This window comes from Pseudonocardia halophobica, assembly GCF_050948485.1.
In the GTDB taxonomy this organism is placed as follows: Bacteria; Actinomycetota; Actinomycetes; order Mycobacteriales; family Pseudonocardiaceae; genus Pseudonocardia; species Pseudonocardia halophobica.
Genome location: NZ_CP192046.1, coordinates 4,930,059 through 4,947,235 on the forward strand (window position 1 = coordinate 4,930,059; position 17,177 = coordinate 4,947,235).

20 protein-coding genes are annotated in these 17,177 nt (G+C 72.0%); 11 read left to right on the plus strand and 9 right to left on the minus strand.

Annotation, left to right across the window (positions count from 1 at the left end; all coding sequences use genetic code 11):
* The first annotated feature begins 81 nt into the window (after positions 1-81).
* The 4 genes from ACQP04_RS23340 (at position 82) to gdhA (ending at position 5,222) form a co-directional block, all read left to right on the plus strand.
* The gene (locus ACQP04_RS23340; RefSeq protein WP_433502697.1) at positions 82-228 is read left to right on the plus strand and encodes a hypothetical protein; all 147 of its coding nucleotides are present in this window, start codon (positions 82-84) and stop codon (positions 226-228) included.
* A gap of 83 nt (positions 229-311) precedes the next feature.
* Positions 312-1,160, plus strand: coding sequence for a slipin family protein (locus ACQP04_RS23345; RefSeq protein WP_433502698.1), 849 nt, complete (start codon positions 312-314; stop codon positions 1,158-1,160).
* A gap of 517 nt (positions 1,161-1,677) precedes the next feature.
* Positions 1,678-3,732, plus strand: a complete 2,055-nt coding sequence (locus ACQP04_RS23350; RefSeq protein WP_433502699.1) for an MMPL family transporter — start codon at positions 1,678-1,680, stop codon at positions 3,730-3,732.
* Positions 3,733-3,884: 152 nt separating this feature from the next.
* Positions 3,885-5,222 (plus strand): NADP-specific glutamate dehydrogenase, encoded by a 1,338-nt coding sequence (gene gdhA / locus ACQP04_RS23355; protein ID WP_433502700.1) that lies wholly within the window; start codon positions 3,885-3,887, stop codon positions 5,220-5,222.
* Here gdhA and ACQP04_RS23360 read toward each other — a convergent pair.
* The 6 genes from ACQP04_RS23360 to ACQP04_RS23385 form a co-directional block, all read right to left on the minus strand.
* A complete protein-coding gene (locus ACQP04_RS23360; protein ID WP_433502701.1) occupies positions 5,177-5,581 on the minus strand; it encodes a hypothetical protein in 405 nt (134 codons plus the stop codon). The two genes, gdhA and ACQP04_RS23360, sit on opposite strands and share 46 nt — an antisense overlap.
* Before the next feature lie 45 nt (positions 5,582-5,626).
* Complete coding sequence (locus ACQP04_RS23365; RefSeq protein ID WP_433502702.1) at positions 5,627-6,961, minus strand: amidase; 1,335 nt, start codon at positions 6,959-6,961, stop codon at positions 5,627-5,629.
* A gap of 26 nt (positions 6,962-6,987) precedes the next feature.
* Positions 6,988-8,190 carry an NAD(P)/FAD-dependent oxidoreductase gene (locus ACQP04_RS23370; protein WP_433502703.1) on the minus strand — a complete coding sequence of 401 codons (1,203 nt, stop codon included), beginning with the start codon at positions 8,188-8,190 and terminating at the stop codon, positions 6,988-6,990.
* A gap of 194 nt (positions 8,191-8,384) precedes the next feature.
* On the minus strand, positions 8,385-8,675 hold the full coding sequence (locus ACQP04_RS23375; protein ID WP_433502704.1) for a DUF3040 domain-containing protein: 291 nt from the start codon (positions 8,673-8,675) through the stop codon (positions 8,385-8,387).
* 54 nt (positions 8,676-8,729) lie between these two features.
* Positions 8,730-8,948 (minus strand): hypothetical protein, encoded by a 219-nt coding sequence (locus ACQP04_RS23380; protein WP_433502705.1) that lies wholly within the window; start codon positions 8,946-8,948, stop codon positions 8,730-8,732.
* 124 nt (positions 8,949-9,072) lie between these two features.
* Positions 9,073-9,372: a WhiB family transcriptional regulator gene (locus ACQP04_RS23385; protein ID WP_433502706.1), complete on the minus strand. Its 300-nt coding sequence runs from the start codon at positions 9,370-9,372 to the stop codon at positions 9,073-9,075.
* A 612-nt stretch (positions 9,373-9,984) separates the two neighbouring features.
* On the opposite strand from ACQP04_RS23385, the gene ACQP04_RS23390 reads away from it, so the two are divergent.
* On the plus strand, positions 9,985-10,530 hold the full coding sequence (locus tag ACQP04_RS23390) for a hypothetical protein (protein WP_433502707.1): 546 nt from the start codon (positions 9,985-9,987) through the stop codon (positions 10,528-10,530).
* Between the two features lie 427 nt (positions 10,531-10,957).
* Here the strand turns inward: ACQP04_RS23390 and ACQP04_RS23395 are convergent, their stop codons facing one another.
* Complete coding sequence (locus ACQP04_RS23395; protein ID WP_433502708.1) at positions 10,958-11,197, minus strand: hypothetical protein; 240 nt, start codon at positions 11,195-11,197, stop codon at positions 10,958-10,960.
* Positions 11,198-12,016: 819 nt separating this feature from the next.
* Between ACQP04_RS23395 and ACQP04_RS23400 the strand changes: the two genes are divergently transcribed.
* The 5 genes from ACQP04_RS23400 (at position 12,017) to ACQP04_RS23420 (ending at position 14,571) form a co-directional block, all read left to right on the plus strand.
* Positions 12,017-12,277: a hypothetical protein gene (locus ACQP04_RS23400; protein ID WP_433502709.1), complete on the plus strand. Its 261-nt coding sequence runs from the start codon at positions 12,017-12,019 to the stop codon at positions 12,275-12,277.
* Between the two features lie 225 nt (positions 12,278-12,502).
* Positions 12,503-12,661 (plus strand): hypothetical protein, encoded by a 159-nt coding sequence (locus tag ACQP04_RS23405; RefSeq protein ID WP_433502710.1) that lies wholly within the window; start codon positions 12,503-12,505, stop codon positions 12,659-12,661.
* 1 nt (position 12,662) lies between these two features.
* Positions 12,663-13,061 carry a hypothetical protein gene (locus ACQP04_RS23410; protein ID WP_433502711.1) on the plus strand — a complete coding sequence of 133 codons (399 nt, stop codon included), beginning with the start codon at positions 12,663-12,665 and terminating at the stop codon, positions 13,059-13,061.
* Complete coding sequence (locus ACQP04_RS23415) at positions 13,061-14,344, plus strand: globin domain-containing protein (protein ID WP_433502712.1); 1,284 nt, start codon at positions 13,061-13,063, stop codon at positions 14,342-14,344. Before ACQP04_RS23410 ends, ACQP04_RS23415 begins: the two co-directional genes overlap by 1 nt.
* Positions 14,341-14,571 carry a hypothetical protein gene (locus ACQP04_RS23420; RefSeq protein WP_433502713.1) on the plus strand — a complete coding sequence of 77 codons (231 nt, stop codon included), beginning with the start codon at positions 14,341-14,343 and terminating at the stop codon, positions 14,569-14,571. The genes ACQP04_RS23415 and ACQP04_RS23420 overlap by 4 nt, the downstream gene beginning before the upstream one ends.
* A 73-nt stretch (positions 14,572-14,644) precedes the next feature.
* Here ACQP04_RS23420 and ACQP04_RS23425 read toward each other — a convergent pair whose 3' ends face one another.
* The gene (locus ACQP04_RS23425; RefSeq protein WP_433502714.1) at positions 14,645-15,097 is read right to left on the minus strand and encodes a MarR family winged helix-turn-helix transcriptional regulator; all 453 of its coding nucleotides are present in this window, start codon (positions 15,095-15,097) and stop codon (positions 14,645-14,647) included.
* A gap of 100 nt (positions 15,098-15,197) precedes the next feature.
* Here ACQP04_RS23425 and ACQP04_RS23430 point away from each other — a divergent pair, with 100 nt between their 5' ends.
* Complete coding sequence (locus tag ACQP04_RS23430) at positions 15,198-16,298, plus strand: substrate-binding domain-containing protein (protein ID WP_433502715.1); 1,101 nt, start codon at positions 15,198-15,200, stop codon at positions 16,296-16,298.
* A gap of 82 nt (positions 16,299-16,380) precedes the next feature.
* On the opposite strand, the gene ACQP04_RS23435 is transcribed toward ACQP04_RS23430, so the two are convergent.
* Complete coding sequence (locus tag ACQP04_RS23435; protein WP_433502716.1) at positions 16,381-17,046, minus strand: AmiS/UreI family transporter; 666 nt, start codon at positions 17,044-17,046, stop codon at positions 16,381-16,383.
* Between the last annotated feature and the right edge of the window lie 131 nt (positions 17,047-17,177).

Genomic DNA, 17,177 nt, shown 5'->3' on the forward strand with positions numbered 1-17,177 from the left:
ACCCGGAACCGGGTCATCCTTGCCGTTTCTATCGTATTACGATATAACTCGGGTGTGCGCCTGTGATGTAGGAGGTGCGTGGTGTTCGACGAACATGCGTGCAGCGTGCGGTGGTGCCTGCTGCTTCTCGGTACGCCGGGCGGGGCGCTGGCGGCGATGTCGACCACCGGGCTGGTGTGGCTGGCCTGGCGGTACCCGAACGTCTTCACCGGCTCGTCCCCGTCCTGACCACCGTCTCCCGGCGCTGCGCCTGTGTGATCCGCCGGCGCGGCAGTCCTGCACGCCAGAGCATCTCCCGATCGGAGGCACTGATGATCGTTGTCTGGGTTCTGCTCGCAGTGGGGGCGCTGTGCCTCGTGGGCGCCGCCACCAGCGTCCGCGTGGTGCAGGAGTTCGAGCGGGGGGTGGTGTTCCGGTTCGGCCGGGTGCGCCCGCGGACCCTGGGACCGGGACTTGCGCTGCTGGTCCCGGTGGCCGACCACCTGCACAAGGTCAGTCTGCAGGTGATCACCCTGCCGATCCCGGCCCAGGACGGGATCACCAGCGACAACGTCACCGTCCGGGTCGACGCCGTCGTCTACTACCGCGTGGTCGACCCGGTCCGGGTGGCCGTCGACGTCCAGGACTACGGCTCGGCGATCCTGCAGGTCGCCCAGGCGTCGCTGCGCTCGATCATCGGCAAGAGCGAGCTCGACGACCTGCTGTCCAACCGCGAGCGGCTCAACCAGGGCCTCGAGCTGATGATCGACAACCCGGCGGTCGGCTGGGGCGTGCACATCGACCGTGTGGAGATCAAGGACGTGGTGCTGCCGGAGTCGATGAAGCGCTCGATGTCGCGGCAGGCCGAGGCCGAGCGCGAGCGCCGCTCCCGGGTGATCACGGCCGAGGGCGAGCTGCAGGCCTCCAAGCAGCTCGCGGAGGCGGCCCAGGTGATGGCCGCCAATCCCGCCGCGCTGCAGCTGCGGCTGCTGCAGACCGTCGTCGAGGTGGCGGCGGAGAAGAACTCCACCCTGGTCCTGCCCTTCCCCGTCGAGCTGCTGCGGTTCCTGGAGAGGTCGACGCCGACCAATTCAGCCGCGAAGGACACGACACGGACGGGGTCTGCACCGGCCGACGTGCCAGGCGCGATGTCGGACGCGGAGGTGGCGGCTGCGCCCTGAGTCGCTGCATCGCGGGGGACGTCGTCGTCGGCGTCAGCGCACATCCGTCTTCGCTCGCCGCCCTGGACGGGGCCACGGGCGGAAGCGTCGGCGCGACGTACGGAGCTGCGGGTCGTGCATGCGCAGCATCGCGCACGCCCACACTCCACCGGATTCCCCGGCCTACAGCGAAGCCTGGTCGACCATCGCGGGTGGGAGCGTCGAACGCGCGCTGCAGGCCGCTCGAGCCGAGCTCCCCGATGTCCCGGTGACCATCTCGATCGACACCGCCGCTCCGGCCGACGGCACCCGTTGCCGACGCGTCGGCAGGCATCACGGCAGTGCGGCGCGGGCCGGACGGGAGACCCGTCCCCCGTCGCACCGAGTATCTCGATGATCAAGCTAATATCCGAGCGTGCGCCCTTCTTCGGGTGATTCGTCACCTTCGCCGACTTCTGACCCTGCTGCGGCCGCTCGGGGGTCGAGGCCCCTCGGCCGGGGAGGCACCTCGGATCCGAGGGAGGGTCGGGCACCTGCGGTGCGTCGCTGGCTGGTGCTGGCGATCGTGCTGCTGGCCTGGCTCGCCGTCGGCGGGATCGGGGGCCCGTTCCAGGGACGTCTGGCGGAGGTGCAGACCAACGACAGCAGCACGTTCCTGCCCGCGGATGCCGAGTCGACCAGGGCGGCGCAGGAGCAGCAGCGCTTCACCGGCGCCCAGCCGCTGCCCGCCGTCGTGGTCTACGAGCGGCCCGCCGGGTTGACGACGCAGGACCTCGAGGCGATCCGCACGCACGCTGCCGAGGCCGCGGGGCAGCCCGGGGTCGAGGGCGTCTCGCCGGTGATCCCGGCGCCGGACGGGGCGGCCGCGCAGTTCGTCGTCTCCTACCCGGCGCCGGCCCGCGGTGAGCTCGACGAGACGGTTCCGGAGCTGCGTGAGAGCCTGGCGGCGGATCTGCCTGCCGGCCTGGTCCTGCACGTCACCGGTCCGGCCGGGCTGGCCGCGGACCTGGCCGCGGCGTTCTCGGGGATCGACGGTCTGCTGCTGGCCGTGGCCGCCGGGGTCGTCGCGTTGATCCTGCTGTTCGTCTACCGCAGCCCGCTGCTCCCGGTCCTGGTCCTGCTGTCCGCGGGCCTTGCGCTGTGTCTGGCGGTGATCGCGGTCTACCTCCTCGCGGACGCGGATCTGATCACGCTGTCGGGCCAGACCCAGGGCATCCTGTTCATCCTGGTCGTCGGTGCGGCGACCGACTACGCGCTGCTGCTGATCGCCCGGTATCGCGAGGAGCTGCGCCGCGCCGAGGGCGTGTGGGTCGCGATGCGCACCGCCTACCGCGCCACCGTCGAGCCCGTGCTCGCCTCCGCCGGGACCGTGATCCTGGGGCTGTTGTGCCTGCTGTTGTCCGGGCTCAACTCCAACCGCGGCCTCGGCCCGGTCGCCGCACTCGGCATCGTCGCGGCCGTTCTCGCCTCCCTGACATTCCTGCCCGCCGGCCTGCTGCTGTTCGGGCGTGCCGCGTTCTGGCCCTTCCGTCCGCGCCCGGGCACCGCGGAGGCGTCGGCCGGGCTGTGGGCACGGGTCGCGGATGCCGTCGGCCGTCGACCGCGGCGGCTGTGGATCAGCACCGCCGTCGTGCTCGGCGCGCTGGCCGCGTTCGTGCCGCAGTTCCAGGCCTCCGGAGTGGCGCAGTCGGACTTCTTCGTCGACAAGTCCGCGGTCGACTCCGTGCAGGGGCAGGACGCGCTGAGCCGCCACTTCCCCGGCGGCACCGGCTCGCCGGCAATCCTCCTCATCGAGGCGGCCGCCGAGGAGCGCGTCGTCGAGACCGCCCGCGCCGTGCCCGGGGTCGTGTCGGTGGAACGCGGGTCCGACCAGGTCGTGGACGGCCGGGTGCAACTCGATGCCGTGCTCGCCGATCCCGCCGACAGCGAGGCCGCCGTCGCGACCGTCGACCGGTTGCGCCAGGACCTGGTCGCGATTCCCGAGGCGGGCGCGCTCGTCGGCGGGGTCACGGCGACCCAGCTCGACACCCAGGACACGGCGGCCCACGACCTGCAGGTCGTCGTACCCGCGGTGCTGCTGGTCGTGTTCGTGGTGCTGGCCCTGCTGCTGCGCGCGCTGGTCGCGCCGTTGCTGCTGATCGCCTCCGTGGTGCTGTCCTTCGCCGCCACCCTCGGCGTCGGCGCCGTGGTGTTCAACCACGTCCTCGGCCTACCGGGCGCGGACCCGAGCGTGCCGCTGTTCGCGTTCGTCTTCCTCGTCGCCCTCGGCGTGGACTACAACATCTTCCTGATGAGTCGGGTCCGGGAGGAGACCCTGCAGGCCGGGACCCGGACCGGGGTGATCCGCGGCCTGAGCGTGACCGGAGGAGTGATCACCTCCGCCGGGGTCGTGCTGGCCGCGACCTTCGCCGCCCTGGCCGTGCTCCCGATCCTGTTCCTCGTCCAGATCGCCTTCCTCGTCGCGGTCGGCGTCCTCGTCGACACCCTCGTCGTGCGCTCCGTCCTGGTTCCGGCACTCGCTCTGGACATCGGCCGACCGATCTGGTGGCCCGCCACCCCGGAAGGGCGTGCGAACCCTCATGCCGCCCCGTGACGGTCGGGCCGTCCGCGCTGATGCGACCACTGGCTCGCCGATGCCGACCTTCTGGATGCCCGACCCGGTGTGCAGCAGAAGCCGGGTCACCGGTCAGGATGCAGGGGCCGACGAAGAGCGGCAGAGCGGCGAAAGGGTACGGACGGTACGACATGCACAAGGCGCTGCAGCCGATCTACGAGCGGGTGCTGTCCCGCAACCCGGGCGAGACGGAGTTCCACCAGGCCGTCCGTGAGGTGCTGGAGAGCATCGGCCCCGCTGTGGACAAGCACCCCGAGTACGCCGACGCGAAGATCGTCGAGCGGATCTGCGAGCCGGAGCGGCAGATCATCTTCCGCGTGCCGTGGGAGGACGACCACGGCGGGATCCACATCAACCGCGGGTTCCGGGTCGAGTTCAACAGCGCGCTGGGCCCGTACAAGGGCGGGCTGCGGTTCCACCCGACGGTGCTGCTGGGCACGGTGAAGTTCCTCGGCTTCGAGCAGGTGTTCAAGAACGCGCTGACCGGGCTGCCGATCGGCGGCGGGAAGGGCGGCTCGGACTTCGACCCGCGCGGCCGCTCGGACCGCGAGGTCATGCGGTTCTGCCAGAGCTTCATGCTCGAGCTCTACCGCCACATCGGCGAGTACACCGACGTGCCGGCCGGCGACATGGGCGTGGGCGGGCGCGAGCTCGGGTACCTGTTCGGCCAGTACAAGCGCATCACCAACCGCTACGAGTCCGGGGTACTGACCGGCAAGGGCCTGCTCTACGGCGGTGCGCAGGTCCGCCGTGAGGCCACCGGGTACGGCAGCGCGTTCTTCGTCGAGCAGATGCTGCGAGTGCGCGGCCAGTCGTTCGAGGGCAAGGACGTGGTGGTCTCCGGCTCGGGCAACGTCGCGATCTACACGATCGAGAAGGTCCACGAGCTCGGCGGGCGCGTCGTCGCCTGTTCCGACTCGGGAGGCTTCGTGCACGACCCCGACGGCATCGACCTGGAGCTGCTCAAGGACGTCAAGGAGGTCCGCCGGGAGCGGATCAGCGCCTATGCGGACAAGGCGTCGAGCGCGACCTTCGTCGACGGCGGCTCGATCTGGGAGGTGCCCTGCCAGGTGGCGCTGCCCTCGGCCACCCAGAACGAGCTCGACGCCGCCGGTGCGGCCGCGCTGGTGCGCAACGGCTGCCTGGCCGTCGGCGAGGGCGCCAACATGCCCACCACGCCCGACGCGGTGCGGGTGCTCCATGAGGCCGGGGTCGCGTTCGGCCCGGGCAAAGCCGCCAACGCCGGCGGGGTGGCCGCCTCGGCGCTGGAGATGCAGCAGAACGCCTCCCGGGACTCCTGGACCTTCGAGCACTCCGAGGCCCGGCTGCGCGACATCATGATCGACATTCATGCCCGCTGCCACCAGACCGCGGAGGAGTACGGGGCTCCCGGGAACTACGTCGCCGGGGCGAACATCGCTGGCTACGCCCGGGTGGCCGAGGCCATGCTCGCCCTGGGCCTCATCTGATCGTCGGACCAACCGCCGAGGCCCACCACGCAGAGCGGCAGACGGTGGTGTCGGCGAGGAGCTCGTGGGCGAGGGCCGCCCCGAGCTTCTCGGCGTTGTCCCTGTCTCCTGGCGGACGCACGCAACAGCGCGCCGTCGCCCACCTCTCCGATCCCCACGACCGCGCGCAGCGACCGCTCCACCACGCGGCCGGCGTCGTCGAGGTCCTCGACGACGTCCGCGTGCGCGGCCACCGGTGCGCTGCAGCCGGCCTCGAGGGTCGCGAGCACCGCGCGCTCGGCGGTGACCGCCGCGCGCACTCCCGCGTCGTCGAGCGTCGCGGCGAGGAAGCGGGCCAGCTCCTCGTCCTCCGCCGGCACTCGATCGCGGCATGTCGGAGTAGTCGATGAGCCCGTCGTCGGTGGTCACGTGGCCTGGAGGAGGCGGGCGAGGTAGAGCAGGGTTCGTTCGTCGCTCCCGGCGCAACCGGTGGCGACCAGTTGCAGGCCGACGGGAAGCCCTACCCCGGGGGCAGGGACGGACACAGCGGGCCATCCGAGCAGGTTGAACGGCAGAGTCAGCTCCAGCAGCGCTGCTGCGACCGTGGTGCGCTCCTGTCCGACGGTCACGAACTGCGCTCCCAGCGGTGTGGCGCGGATGCGGGTGGTCGGGGTCAACAGGACGTCGACGTCGGCCAGGTGCGTGCTGAGGGTCCCCGACAACCGTCGCGCCGTCTGCTTGGCCTGCTGGTAGTCGTGTTCGCGGTACTCGGCACAGGACTTCAGGCCGGCCTCGGTGGCGGGCTGGTAGTCCGCGGCCCGCTCGGCGAGTGTGCCGGCGTGCACCGCGTAGGCCTCACGGCCCAGGATCGGCATGTATGTGGCGGCGAGCTGCCCGATCTCGGGGGTGCTGACGGGTACGACGTGGATCTCCGCCGCGTCGAGCGCGTGCGCGGCGCGGGCCACGGCGAGCGAGATGATGGGATCGGTCTCGGACCAGTACCGGTCGTAGGGCACGCCGACGCGCAGCCGTCGCGGCGGTCCGACCGGGTCCTGCGGTCCTGGTGCGGCGAGGACCTCCCAGCCGGCGAGGGCTGCGTACGGGTCGGCGGCGAGGAGCCCGACGTGGTCAAGGGACGGGGACAAGGGGAACACGCCTCGCGTCGGCAGCGCCCCCCATCTGGGTTTGAGGCCGAGCACGCCGCACAGCGCGGCGGGGATCCGCACGCTGCCGCCGGTGTCGGTGCCGATGGCGAGCGGGAGGTGACCGGCAGCGACCGCGGCGGCCGGCCCCGAGGACGATCCCCCGGTGATCCGGCCGAGATCGTGGGGGTTGCGGGCCGGTCCGGGGGCGGCCACGTCGCCGGTGGGGCCGTGCCCGAACTCGTGGGTGTGCAGTTTCCCGACCACGATGGCGCCGGCTCGGCGTAGCCGCGCGACGACGGCTGCGTCGGCGCGGGCCGGTGGCGCCTCCGCCCGGACGGCGGAGCCGGCGCGGGTCGGTAGCCCGGCGACGTCGATGAGGTCCTTGACCCCGATCGCGACGCCGTGCAGGGGGCTGCGCGGCCCGCGCCGGCGTAGTTCGACAGCGAGCGCGGCCGCGTCCCGCAGGGCTCGCTCCTCGTCGAGGGCGACCACCGCGTTGTGCGGATCGTGTCGGAGCCGCTGCAGAACCGATTCCACGTGCTCGACGGGGGTCAGGTCACCGTCGGCGAACCCGACCTGCAACGCGGCGAGGGCGCCCGGCGCGTCCGCGCGCACTACGGAGCTGTGCTGCTCGGGCCGGCTCATCGCAGCGGCCGGAAGGCGTGCAGCTCGTACGGGGCGGTGCCGGTGACGACAGCCTCGGCGAGCAGCCGGCCGGTGAGGGGGCCGAGGACGATGCCCCACATGCCGTGCCCCCCGGCGGCGAAGACCCGCGGCGACGAGGTGGGGCCGACCACGGGGAGCCCGTCCGGGGTGCACGGGCGGGACCCGACCCATTCGTCGCGGCGGTCGTCGAGGTCCACCCCCTGCAGGAAGGGCCGGGCAGCGGCCACGATCGCCTGGACGCGGCGCTGGTCGAGGGGCTCGTCCGGGTCGCGGAACTCCATCATCCCGGCGATCCGCAGCCGGTCACCGAGCGGGGTGCAGGCGATGCGCTGCACGGGAAGATAGATCGGGCCCTCGGGCAGGTGTCGCGCCGGCACGGTGAAGCTGTAGCCGCGGCCGGCCTGTACCGGCACGCGGACGCCGAACGGGTAGCCCAGCTCGGGCAGCCAAGCGCCCGTTGCGATCACTGCGGCGTCATAGCGGTGGATCGCCTTGCGGCAGCGGACGAAGACGTGGTGGCCGTCGTCATGCAGGCCCAGGACCCGGCTGTGCTCACTGATGAGGGCCCCGCGGGCGCGGACGGCGTCGGCGAGCGCGGCGAGGTACTGCGGGGGGTCGATGAACCGCTGGTCGTGCAGCTGCACCGCCGCCGTGACGTGGTCGGTGAGGATCGGGGCACGTTCACGTGCCTGCGGCCCGGTGAGGACGTCGTAGCCGACCTTCTGCCCGAGCTGCTCCAGCTCGCCGAGCTCCTCGAGCAGCGCTGTACGTTCGCCGTCGTGGGCGAAGCACACCAGGAACGGATCGGCGGGCCGGGTCGGGCCCTCGACGCCGCCGGCGGCGAGTTCGTCGAACGCGTCGAGGGCCTGCCGATTGACGCTGCGGTAAGCGACCATCCCCCGCCGCCACCGGCGGGTGGTGCAGTTGCGGGCGAAGCCGGTGAGGAAGCGCCACAGGCTCGCCTCGAGACTGATCGGCACATACACCGGGGAGGCCGGGTCGAGCGCGGCCCGCAGCCCGTAGCGCAGCACGGCCGGCTCGGGGAGCGGCATGGTCAGGGCGGGGGTGAGCCACCCGGCGTTGCCCCACGACGACCCGGCGGCGACCTGGCGGCGCTCGAAGACGTCGACGTCGACGCCGCGTTGCTGCAGGAACCATGCGGTGGCCAGGCCGACCATGCCGGCGCCGACGACGGCGACCCGCCCGGCGTGGCGCGGAGGTTGGTCTATCTCCTCGACCGAGCAGCGAAAGCGCCCAGCACGCTGCGTCGGCGCGTTCCCGTCCGCCTCGGCCGCTCCGGCGGCACTGCCTCCGGGACCGCTGTCGGGGCGGGTCCGCGGGCCGTGATCTGCGTCTGGCTGCTGAGTGGGGTTCACCGTCCGCCCTCCTCGACCTCGATGTGCACGGTCTTCAGCCAGCCGACCGCCGCGGCCAGGGCCGCGACGATGACCGCGGGCGCGGCGATCCCCAGGACGAGCAAGCCGACCGCGAGGACGCCGAGGGCGACGACCGGCCCGCTGGGGCGAAATCGGGCGTCGGCGCGGTGGCGTTCCGCAGGCAGCCGCTGCTGCCCATCGCCGAGGCGGTCCGCGAAGGCAGGGTCGTCGGAGCGGAGTCGGCGCTCGACCTCACCGAGCAGATGCCGCTCATGGTTGCTCAGCATGGTGCTTCTCCTCATCAATGCCGCGCACATCATTCGTAGAGCCCTACGGGTCGACTACCAGTTGGCGGGGGGATCGCTCGCCGGGAAAGACTGCTCACCCCACTCCTGAACGATGTCGTGATTGTTGCTGCCCGGATTCGACGACGGGTCGGTGTGCAGATTTACCACCATGTCGAGGCCGTGCGTGGTTGCGGCGAGAATCCATCGAGAAGCTGAAGCGTGCCCATCGATCCGAGTGAGAGGAACACCGGAAAGGGCGCAGCCGTTGCGCATGATTATCTCCATAAGGTGCTGACAGGCAAGCACGCAGGCAGTGCTCGCGCGATTCTGCTGAGTCGGACCTGGGTCGAGGCGACCTGTTCCTTTGCGGCTATCGGGCAGCGTCCATCGGCTTGGCCTACTTCGTGCGCTGGCTGCTGATTCGAGATGGGGTCCGGGTACGGACGACCTCGGCAGGCTCGGGCGAGCGGGCCATGGAGCGCCCACCGAGCTCGGCGAGCAGCCGTGCTCGGATCGCCCGCCGCCGGTCGGGCTCCTGTCCGCCGAGCACGCCCTGCGCCCCGGTGACCAGGACCCAGTCGAGGCAGGTGGCCTGGACCGGGCATCGCCGGCACAGCCGCGGATCGTCGGTGCCGCGTGGATGAGAGCCACGCCCGCCTACGCCCACGATCACCCGCGGCCGCACAGCCGACTCCACAGCACACCCCTTCGCTCGAAGAAACCCGCGTACGCGGCCCGGCAGATCGCCGGGGGCCTGACCGGTACGAGAACGTGGTGGTGGGCCTGCCGACGAGGGTGACTGCCGAGTCCCTCGGCAGGCCCACCACCCACCATGCCCGCAGAACCCCGCGGCGGGCAGGTCGCGGGTCCGCAACCTCGACCGATCTCTGGTTGCCGAGCATCGGCAATCTCGCGGCTGTCCGTGCAGTTGTGGTAGATGTGGCGTCGCGGGCGATGCGACGGTCGTGGCGACCCTGGTGCCGAGGTCCGGAAATCGGGTCGCAGATGGTCGACGCGGCAGCGTGACGGGCTACCGGTCCCCGTCGTTGAGCACGGCCCGACGCGCCCCAGGGCCGTGCTCATTTGCATCTGCGCGCAGCGCGTCACCTGTCTTCGGTGCGCGACATCCCCTTGACGGAGTCTTCTCGAGGAGTGGAACCACATGACCGAGACGCAGGTGTGGTTGGCGCAGAGCGCCGGCGGGATGAGTATCAGCTGTCGAGCGAGCAGGTGAACGGTGTTCTTCGGATGGGGTCGGAAGCAGCGTGACGGAGCATTTCCTCGCGTCGGTGGACCGACCGTGTTGTGGGTGGACGGGCTTCTGGGCGCCGCGGTCCGCGGCCCCGCGGGCGAGCATCTGGGACACCTGCGCGACCTGGGGCTGAAGCGAACCCGCGGTAGCCCCCACGTCGACACGATCCTGGTGGACAGGGGCGGGTACTGCTTCACGTTGCCCTCGGAGGCCGTGACGTCGTGGGGTGACTCGCGACTGCGGGTACACACCGCGCGGCAACCGCCGGCTCCGTCGCCCCTGTCGTTCGATCCGCAGCGGGAGTGGCTCGCCGATGCCGTCCTGGGCAAACCCGTGCTGACCACGCCGGTGCAGACCAAGCCCGAACGCGTGCGCGACGTCGGACTTCGTCAGGAACGGGACGACCGATGGATCGTCTGGATGATCGACACCCGGCCGGCATGGCTGCGGCGGCTCGGCTTCCCGCGTCGGCTCACCCCCTGGACCGTGCGGACCCGCAGGAGCGTGGCCGGCCGCCCCAGCCCAGTCGTTCGGCCTGGCTCACCGGCCACGGCCGCGACCACTCGAATGCGCAGTGGACGTCGAGGATCCGGCGCTGCCTGAGTCGCTGTCCCCGCTCGACGCAACTGCTCGGATCTCCCCGACAGCGAGCCGTGGGAAGGAACGCGCCATGTGGATCTACCGAGGTAGATCCTGCAGATCGTCGGTCCGGAGCTGGTGTCGGCTACAGCTCGCAACCTGGCCGGTGCCGCACCGCCGTGAGCGCTTCCGCGGTCCTGCTGCTGCCGTACGAGAGCCCTGACGCCGTCCTGTCGGTGCTGCGGCTGCACGCAACCCTGCACCGGCCGCAAGCGCCGACCAGGGCCGGACACGTCGCACATCGATCAGCAGGTGCCCGGGAAGGGTCACGGGCATCCTGCGCAGATCGAGCGGGCACCGGACGATCCGGGGCCTGCGCCCGGGCCCGGCGCCACGGGACGTGCCGGTGACCTCCGGACGGGCGACCCCGGGATCAAGGCCGCGCAGGAGGTCACTGCCCCCAGACCCGACCGCGCCGGTCGACCAGCTGCACCCCGTCAGGCAGGCCGGCCGCCAGGCACGACCGCACCGTCGAGGCCACACCGACGACGACGACCCGAGCGGGCGCGGCGAGGTCCTTCAGCAGCCGGATCAGCAACAGCAGCTGCGCACACACCGCCGGGCCGAGCACCGGCAGCGCGGACAGGTCCACGGTCACCGGGACGCCCGCCTGCTCGGAGGCACCGCTCACGCGGATGCGCTCCTGGTGGGCTCGTCGCACCAGCCTCGGGACGCTACGCGGCATCGACACCGCGTCCGCGTCGGTCACCGCAACGGTGACCGACGCGGGCTCGGGTGCGCCGGCACGGGTTCCGGGCCGGGCATCGGTTCGCGGCGTGATGCCCATGCGGGACGCAGCCGAGATCGCCCGTGGCGCCACCTCCGGAGGCTCGACAACGGTGGTCACCGCGCCTCCCCGAGCACTGGGGACGTAGTAACCACCGTGTGCCCTGGCGACGACCGGAGCCCGGGCAGGGCCGGCGCGGGGCTCGAGCCACGTGGCGCGGGCCGGGCGTCGGGAAGGTCGGCCGCCAGCAGCTGCGTCGCCAGTGCGAGTGCGGCACGGCAGACATAGGGCGGCAGGCCCGGGTCGTCGTGGGCCAGGCCCGCGGCGAGTTGTTGGAGAAGGCGCACCGTGGCGGAGCGGACGTTCGTCCCGCAGTGGGCAGCTACCGGTGGAGCCGACCGTAGCCTCGCCGCGGCCGCCATCAACGTCGCCGGGCCTGCTTCGCACGGATGCACGTTTGACCTCCTCCGACCCGGCACCTGCCGGACCAGGAACACGACAACGACCACGCCACTCCCATGCCGTGTCGGAGCCGGCCAACAGGGAGGGCCTCACTGCAACGGTGCCCTCGTCACCCGACTCGCCGCAGGAGCTGACCGCGCCCAAGTCTCCGGCCATGAAACTGCCGTACTCCGGCAGGTTCGGGGTCGGACGCCGAGCACCCTCGTAGGGCCCGGCGGGGAGAGGAGAGAGACGACCCGTACACCTGAGAAGTCGCCGTGGATGCCCGACCGGCATGGCGAGGCCGCGTGGTTGCTGCGCGTGGCGCAGGGAGCCGGCGGCGGCGTGCCGGTCGAGTTGCCCGATGGGTTCCTGTCGGTGCTCGTCGAGGCCGCCACCACCGGACGCTGCCCGGACAAGGCCGAGCTCGACGCGGTCGGGCTCAACGGCCGGGGAGGCGTAGGCCGCGGGCGAGGTGGGACTCCTGCCGGGGTCCGGCAGCTTCACGGTGTCGTTGTTGGTCGGTCAGCCCCCCTGCCGTGACGTCGGTCGCGCGGCATCGTGGACCGCGTCCAGGAGGTGCCTGGATCGGGCATGCGGGTGTCCTCCTCAGTCCTTTGCCGACTCCCGCATGCCCGCCCCAGCCGGCCCACGGCGGTGCGTCGGGTGCCGATTCGGGCGAAGAAGATGCGGAAGGAGCTCATTGATGACGTCTGCTCGTCAGCGGGTGATCGTCGGCGTGGCCGGGCCGCTGACACCCTGCAGGCCTTGCGGGTGGCCGCCGACTCCACGCGCGAGCGCGACGCCATGCTCTACGCCGTCTGCCCGGTCCTCGTCGTCCCCGCCCCCGAGATGGCCCACGACCTGCACGGAGCGGTCCGCCGCACCCGCCGCTTCACCCGGGTACCGGCCGACCGGACGGTGTGAGGTGGCAGTCGTCCCCGCGCTCCTGCGGCTCCGCCTTCCCGACCATGCCGAACGGGGGCACGCCGAAGCCGTTGCCCTCGCCGCCATCACCATTCACGTGCCGGCCAGCCCGGAGCTCGATCTCATCCCCGAGCTCAGCAGCGGCCCCGGCACGGAGTCCGGCACCACCGGAGCGGCGATGCGCGTCTGGACCTACTCCCTGCTACTGCGCGCATCACTGCACACACACATCGGGCCGGATCAGCTCGTACAAGCAGCTGGGCACGCAGCCGACCAGGCTCTGCTCGCCGAGTACGGCGCCCCTGCCGCAGCAGGCGCGGTACTGGCCTGCACCGCCGAGCAGCTTGCAACGTGCCGACGGGCCGCGGTCGGCGCCCCGGCCCACCCCGGCAGGCGCTGATGCAGCCCCCCACCACCCCCGGAACCCGCTCGACCCGGCGGCCACAGGAGCAGACCACGCATCCGAGCACGCTCGGCAACCGCGGCCGACGCAGCTCGCGAAACCGTCGGGACCGCGGAGTCCACACCCTGGACCCCGCGCTGCTGAACCTGCTGGAACGAACCCGGTCCCGCATCGAGCACGAGACGGCGGAGCTGACCGACCAGTTCTATGCCGCGCTGTTCACCCGAGCCCCGGGACTGCGCACGCTGTTCCCGCTCGACTCCCACGGCCGACGAGCCCCCTTGACCGACACCCTCATCTGGCTGCTCCAACGCCTCGACCACCCCGAGGAGCTCGCCCGCCGCCTCGCCGACCTCGGCCGTGACCATCGCAAACACGGCATCACCGCCGCCCACTACGAGACGGCCGGAAACGCGCTGCTCGAGGCGCTCGCCCACATCCACGGCCCGACCTGGACCCCGCCGCTGGCGGCCGCCTGGACCACGGCCTACGCCGCGGCCACCCACGACTTGCTCACCGCCGCCGCAGCCGACCGCGGCCCCGCTCTGTGGCTCGGCCGTGTCGTCGAACACGACCGCCCCGCCGCTGACCTGGCCTGCATCGTCGTGCAGACATTGGAGCCGGTCCCCCACGAGCCCGGCCAGTACCTCAGCGTCGAGATCCCTCAACGCCCTGGGATGTGGCGCCACCTGTCCCCCACCGAGCCCGCTCGCCCTGACAATGTGATGCGGTTCTGCGTGCGCGCGGTCCGCCACGGCCTGGTCAGCCCGGCCCTGGTCGCCCAGACCCGGGTCGGGGACACCTGGCGCCTCGGCCCTCCATTGGGTCGGCTCCCCGACGTCCTCGGCACCGGCCGCGACCTGCTCCTGCTCGCCTCCGGAACCGGGATCGCCCCGATCAGCGCCCTGATCGCCGCACTCGCCACCCGCGACGACCCCCCGCACACCCACCTCTACGTCAGCGCACGCAGCCACACCGAGCTGCGTGCCCTCCTCGCCGCCGCCCTGGGCGCCCGCCCCCGCCCCTGGCTCGCCCTCACCCCCGTCATCCCCCCGACCGAGGACGAACGCCCCGGTTCCCTGGTCGGGACCGCACTGCGTGGCCGGACCTGGCGACACCACGACGTCGTCATCTGTGGCCCGCCCCGCATGCAGAAGGCCGCCGCCGACCGGCTGTTGGCGGCCGGGGTGCCTGCCAATCAGATCCACGGCGACCCGCTCCCGACCTCGACAGCGATCCAGCCCTTCGCACTACGACCACAGAAGAGAAGTCACCAGTGAGGCCCACCACCCGCCACGAGACCCGCGCACACGCGATCGGGGACCTCCTCGACGAGCTCTCGGATCTCCTCGCGAGCTGCTACGCGGTCCCGGAGGCCGAGCAGCCGATGCGCTGGGCCGCCGATGCCGAGAAGATCACCGGATGCGTCGCTCTGGCACTCGCCACCGCTCGCGCCGGCCTGGTCACTGGCGCCCCGTCATCGACCATCGCTGACCGCTTCGCGTGAAACCCTACGTCGCCTGCGAGGTCGCCGAGCTCGATCATGGGTGCGGGCGCTGCTTCGCGAGCGCCCCGGCTGTTCACGTGGCGAGCCGGGCGAGGAGCCGGACGAGCTGCGCGGCGTCGTCACGCTCCAGCTCCGCCACCGCATCGTCCTCCGCCCTGCTGATCTGCGGGGCGATGCGCGCGTGCAGGTCGGCGCCGTGATCGGTGGTGAAGACGAGGACCCGGCGGCGGTCCCGTTCGTCGACCCGACGGTGGACCACGGCGTTGTCCACGAGCCGATCGACAATTTTCGTCAGTGTCGGGGCGGGCACCATGGCATGCTCGGCGATCTCCGACATGGAGTGCCCCTGCCCGTCGGCGAGCAGGTCCAGGACGCGCCACTGCTCGAGGGCGAGCCCGCAGCCGGCCAGGGTGGCCTCGACCTGCCGCGCCACCCGGTGCGTGACCCGGGCGAGCAGCGTGTGCAGCGACTGGGTCGGCCGGGCCGTCGACGACGCCCCTCGGGGCACGAGGGACGTTGAGGCCACGGGAAGTCCTCTCCGACGGGTGACGAAATCGCTGTCATCGTAAACACTACCGATTCGAAGTGTCGGGTGAGGCTGTGCCGCACGTCGCGGAGGGGGTGCCATGCGAGGCACGACCGCCCTGGTGGGTCGACGTCCGGAGTCGCTGGACGTCGCCTTCGTCGTTCCGCTCAGCGGCCCGGCGGGCATCTTCGGGCCGTCCTGCGAGGCCTGCGGAGAGCTCGCGGTGGACGAGATCAACTCCGGGAGCGGAGTGCTCACCCGCGAGCTGCGGCTGCACGTCGTCGACGGCGGGCAGACGCCGGCGCGGGTGGCGCGCGAGGTGGCGGACCTGGTCCATGCGGGAACCGTCCAGGCCGTTGCCGGTTGGCACATCTCCGCGGTGCGGCAGTGCATCGACCGCGTGGTCGCCGGCCGCGTGCCGTACGTCTACTCCACCCTGTACGAGGGCGGGGAGCGCACCGAGGGCGTCTTCCTCACCGGAGAGACCCCGGACCGGCAGGTGCTCCCGGCGCTGGAATGGATGGCGCGGGAGCTGGGCGTGCGGACCTGGTGCATCGCCGGCGACGACTACGTCTGGCCGCGGGCGTCGGCGCAGGTGGCGCGACGGTTCGCGCGGTCCTCGCCGCTCGTGCAGGTCCTTGACGAGGTGTTCGTGCCGCTCGGTACGGAGGACTTCTCCTCGGCCGTGCGGCGCGTGGGCCGCAGCGGGGCGCACGGTGTGCTGATGTTCCTCGTCGGATCGGACGCGGTCCGGTTCAACCGCACCTTCGTCGCCGCCGACCTCGACCGGCGGTGCGTGCGCCTGAGTCCGCTGATGGAGGAGAACATGCTGCTGGCCAGCGGCGCGGAGAACACCCACGGCCTGTACGCCACATCGGGGTTCTTCGAGACGCTGGTGACCGGGGCGGGCCTGGACTTCTCCCGCCGCTATGTCCAACGGTTCGGGCACACCGCGCCGACGCTGAACTCGATGGGCGAGTCCTGCTACGAGGCGCTGACCTTCATGGCGAGGCTCGCCGAGCGGGCCGGCAGCATCGAGCTGGATCGGTTGTGCGCGGCGGCGGACGAGCTGGCCTACGAGAGCCCTCGGGGGGTGGTGCGCATGGCGGGGAACCACCTGCTGCAGAGCGTCTACCTCGCACGGGCGGACGGGCTCGAGTTCGACGTCATCGCCCAACTCGCAGCTCCGCCCCGGAGCTGAGCCGGGAACACCCGGCCGCCGCCGCCCGGCAGCGGGCCTGCTCGGTGCCGGGCCTGCTCGGTGCCGACCGGTCGACGTCCGGCTAGAACGAGAACACCCCGATCAGCACGGCGAAGCCCAGGGCCCACGCCGTGCCGACGCCCTCGAAGATGGTGAGCCATCCGGTGGGACGGGCGATCGGCAGCTCGAGCGCGAGGAGCGCCCAGAACAACGCCCACAGGATGGCCCACAGGAACCAGTTGATCCCCAGCCAGATCAGGGCGATGTTCCCGTTCGCGTTCTGCAGCGTGTAGACCCCGGCCGGGACCGCGGTGATCGCGACGAACAGGCAGTACCAGCCGAAGGCGCGGCCGCCCGCGTCGAGGTACTGGTTGAACGCCACCCAGAGGTAGGTGAACGCGAACAGCAGGATCAATCCCCCGCCGCGCACGGCGGCGAGGTTGTTGCCGACCGCGCCCTGGACCAGGAAGATCAGCGCAATCACCACGCCCACGAAGCCGGTGAAGATGTTGATCACCGCGACTTCCCGGTTCTGCAGCAACAGCGGCGAGCGTTCTGCCCGCGCCGGGGCCGGCTCGGCTCCCCGGCCGCCGACCGAGCTCGGGACGTCCGCCGACTCGCCGGCGGCGGCAGCCGCGTGGGCCGGGACCCGCTCGACGTCCTCCGCCGCCCGCGCCTGGCCGATCAGCCAGATCCCGTTCACGCCGAGGACGGCTCCGACGTACAACAACACCACGGCGAGCAGCATCGGTTCGCCTCTCACTCTCGATGGTCGGTGCAGTACCCACGGCGGCGGCTCCGGCCGGTGGCGGACCGGGCTGCCGCGCTTCTCGCTGACGACGCGCAGCTCGTGCGCGCTCGCCCCCTCCGCCCCGAGTG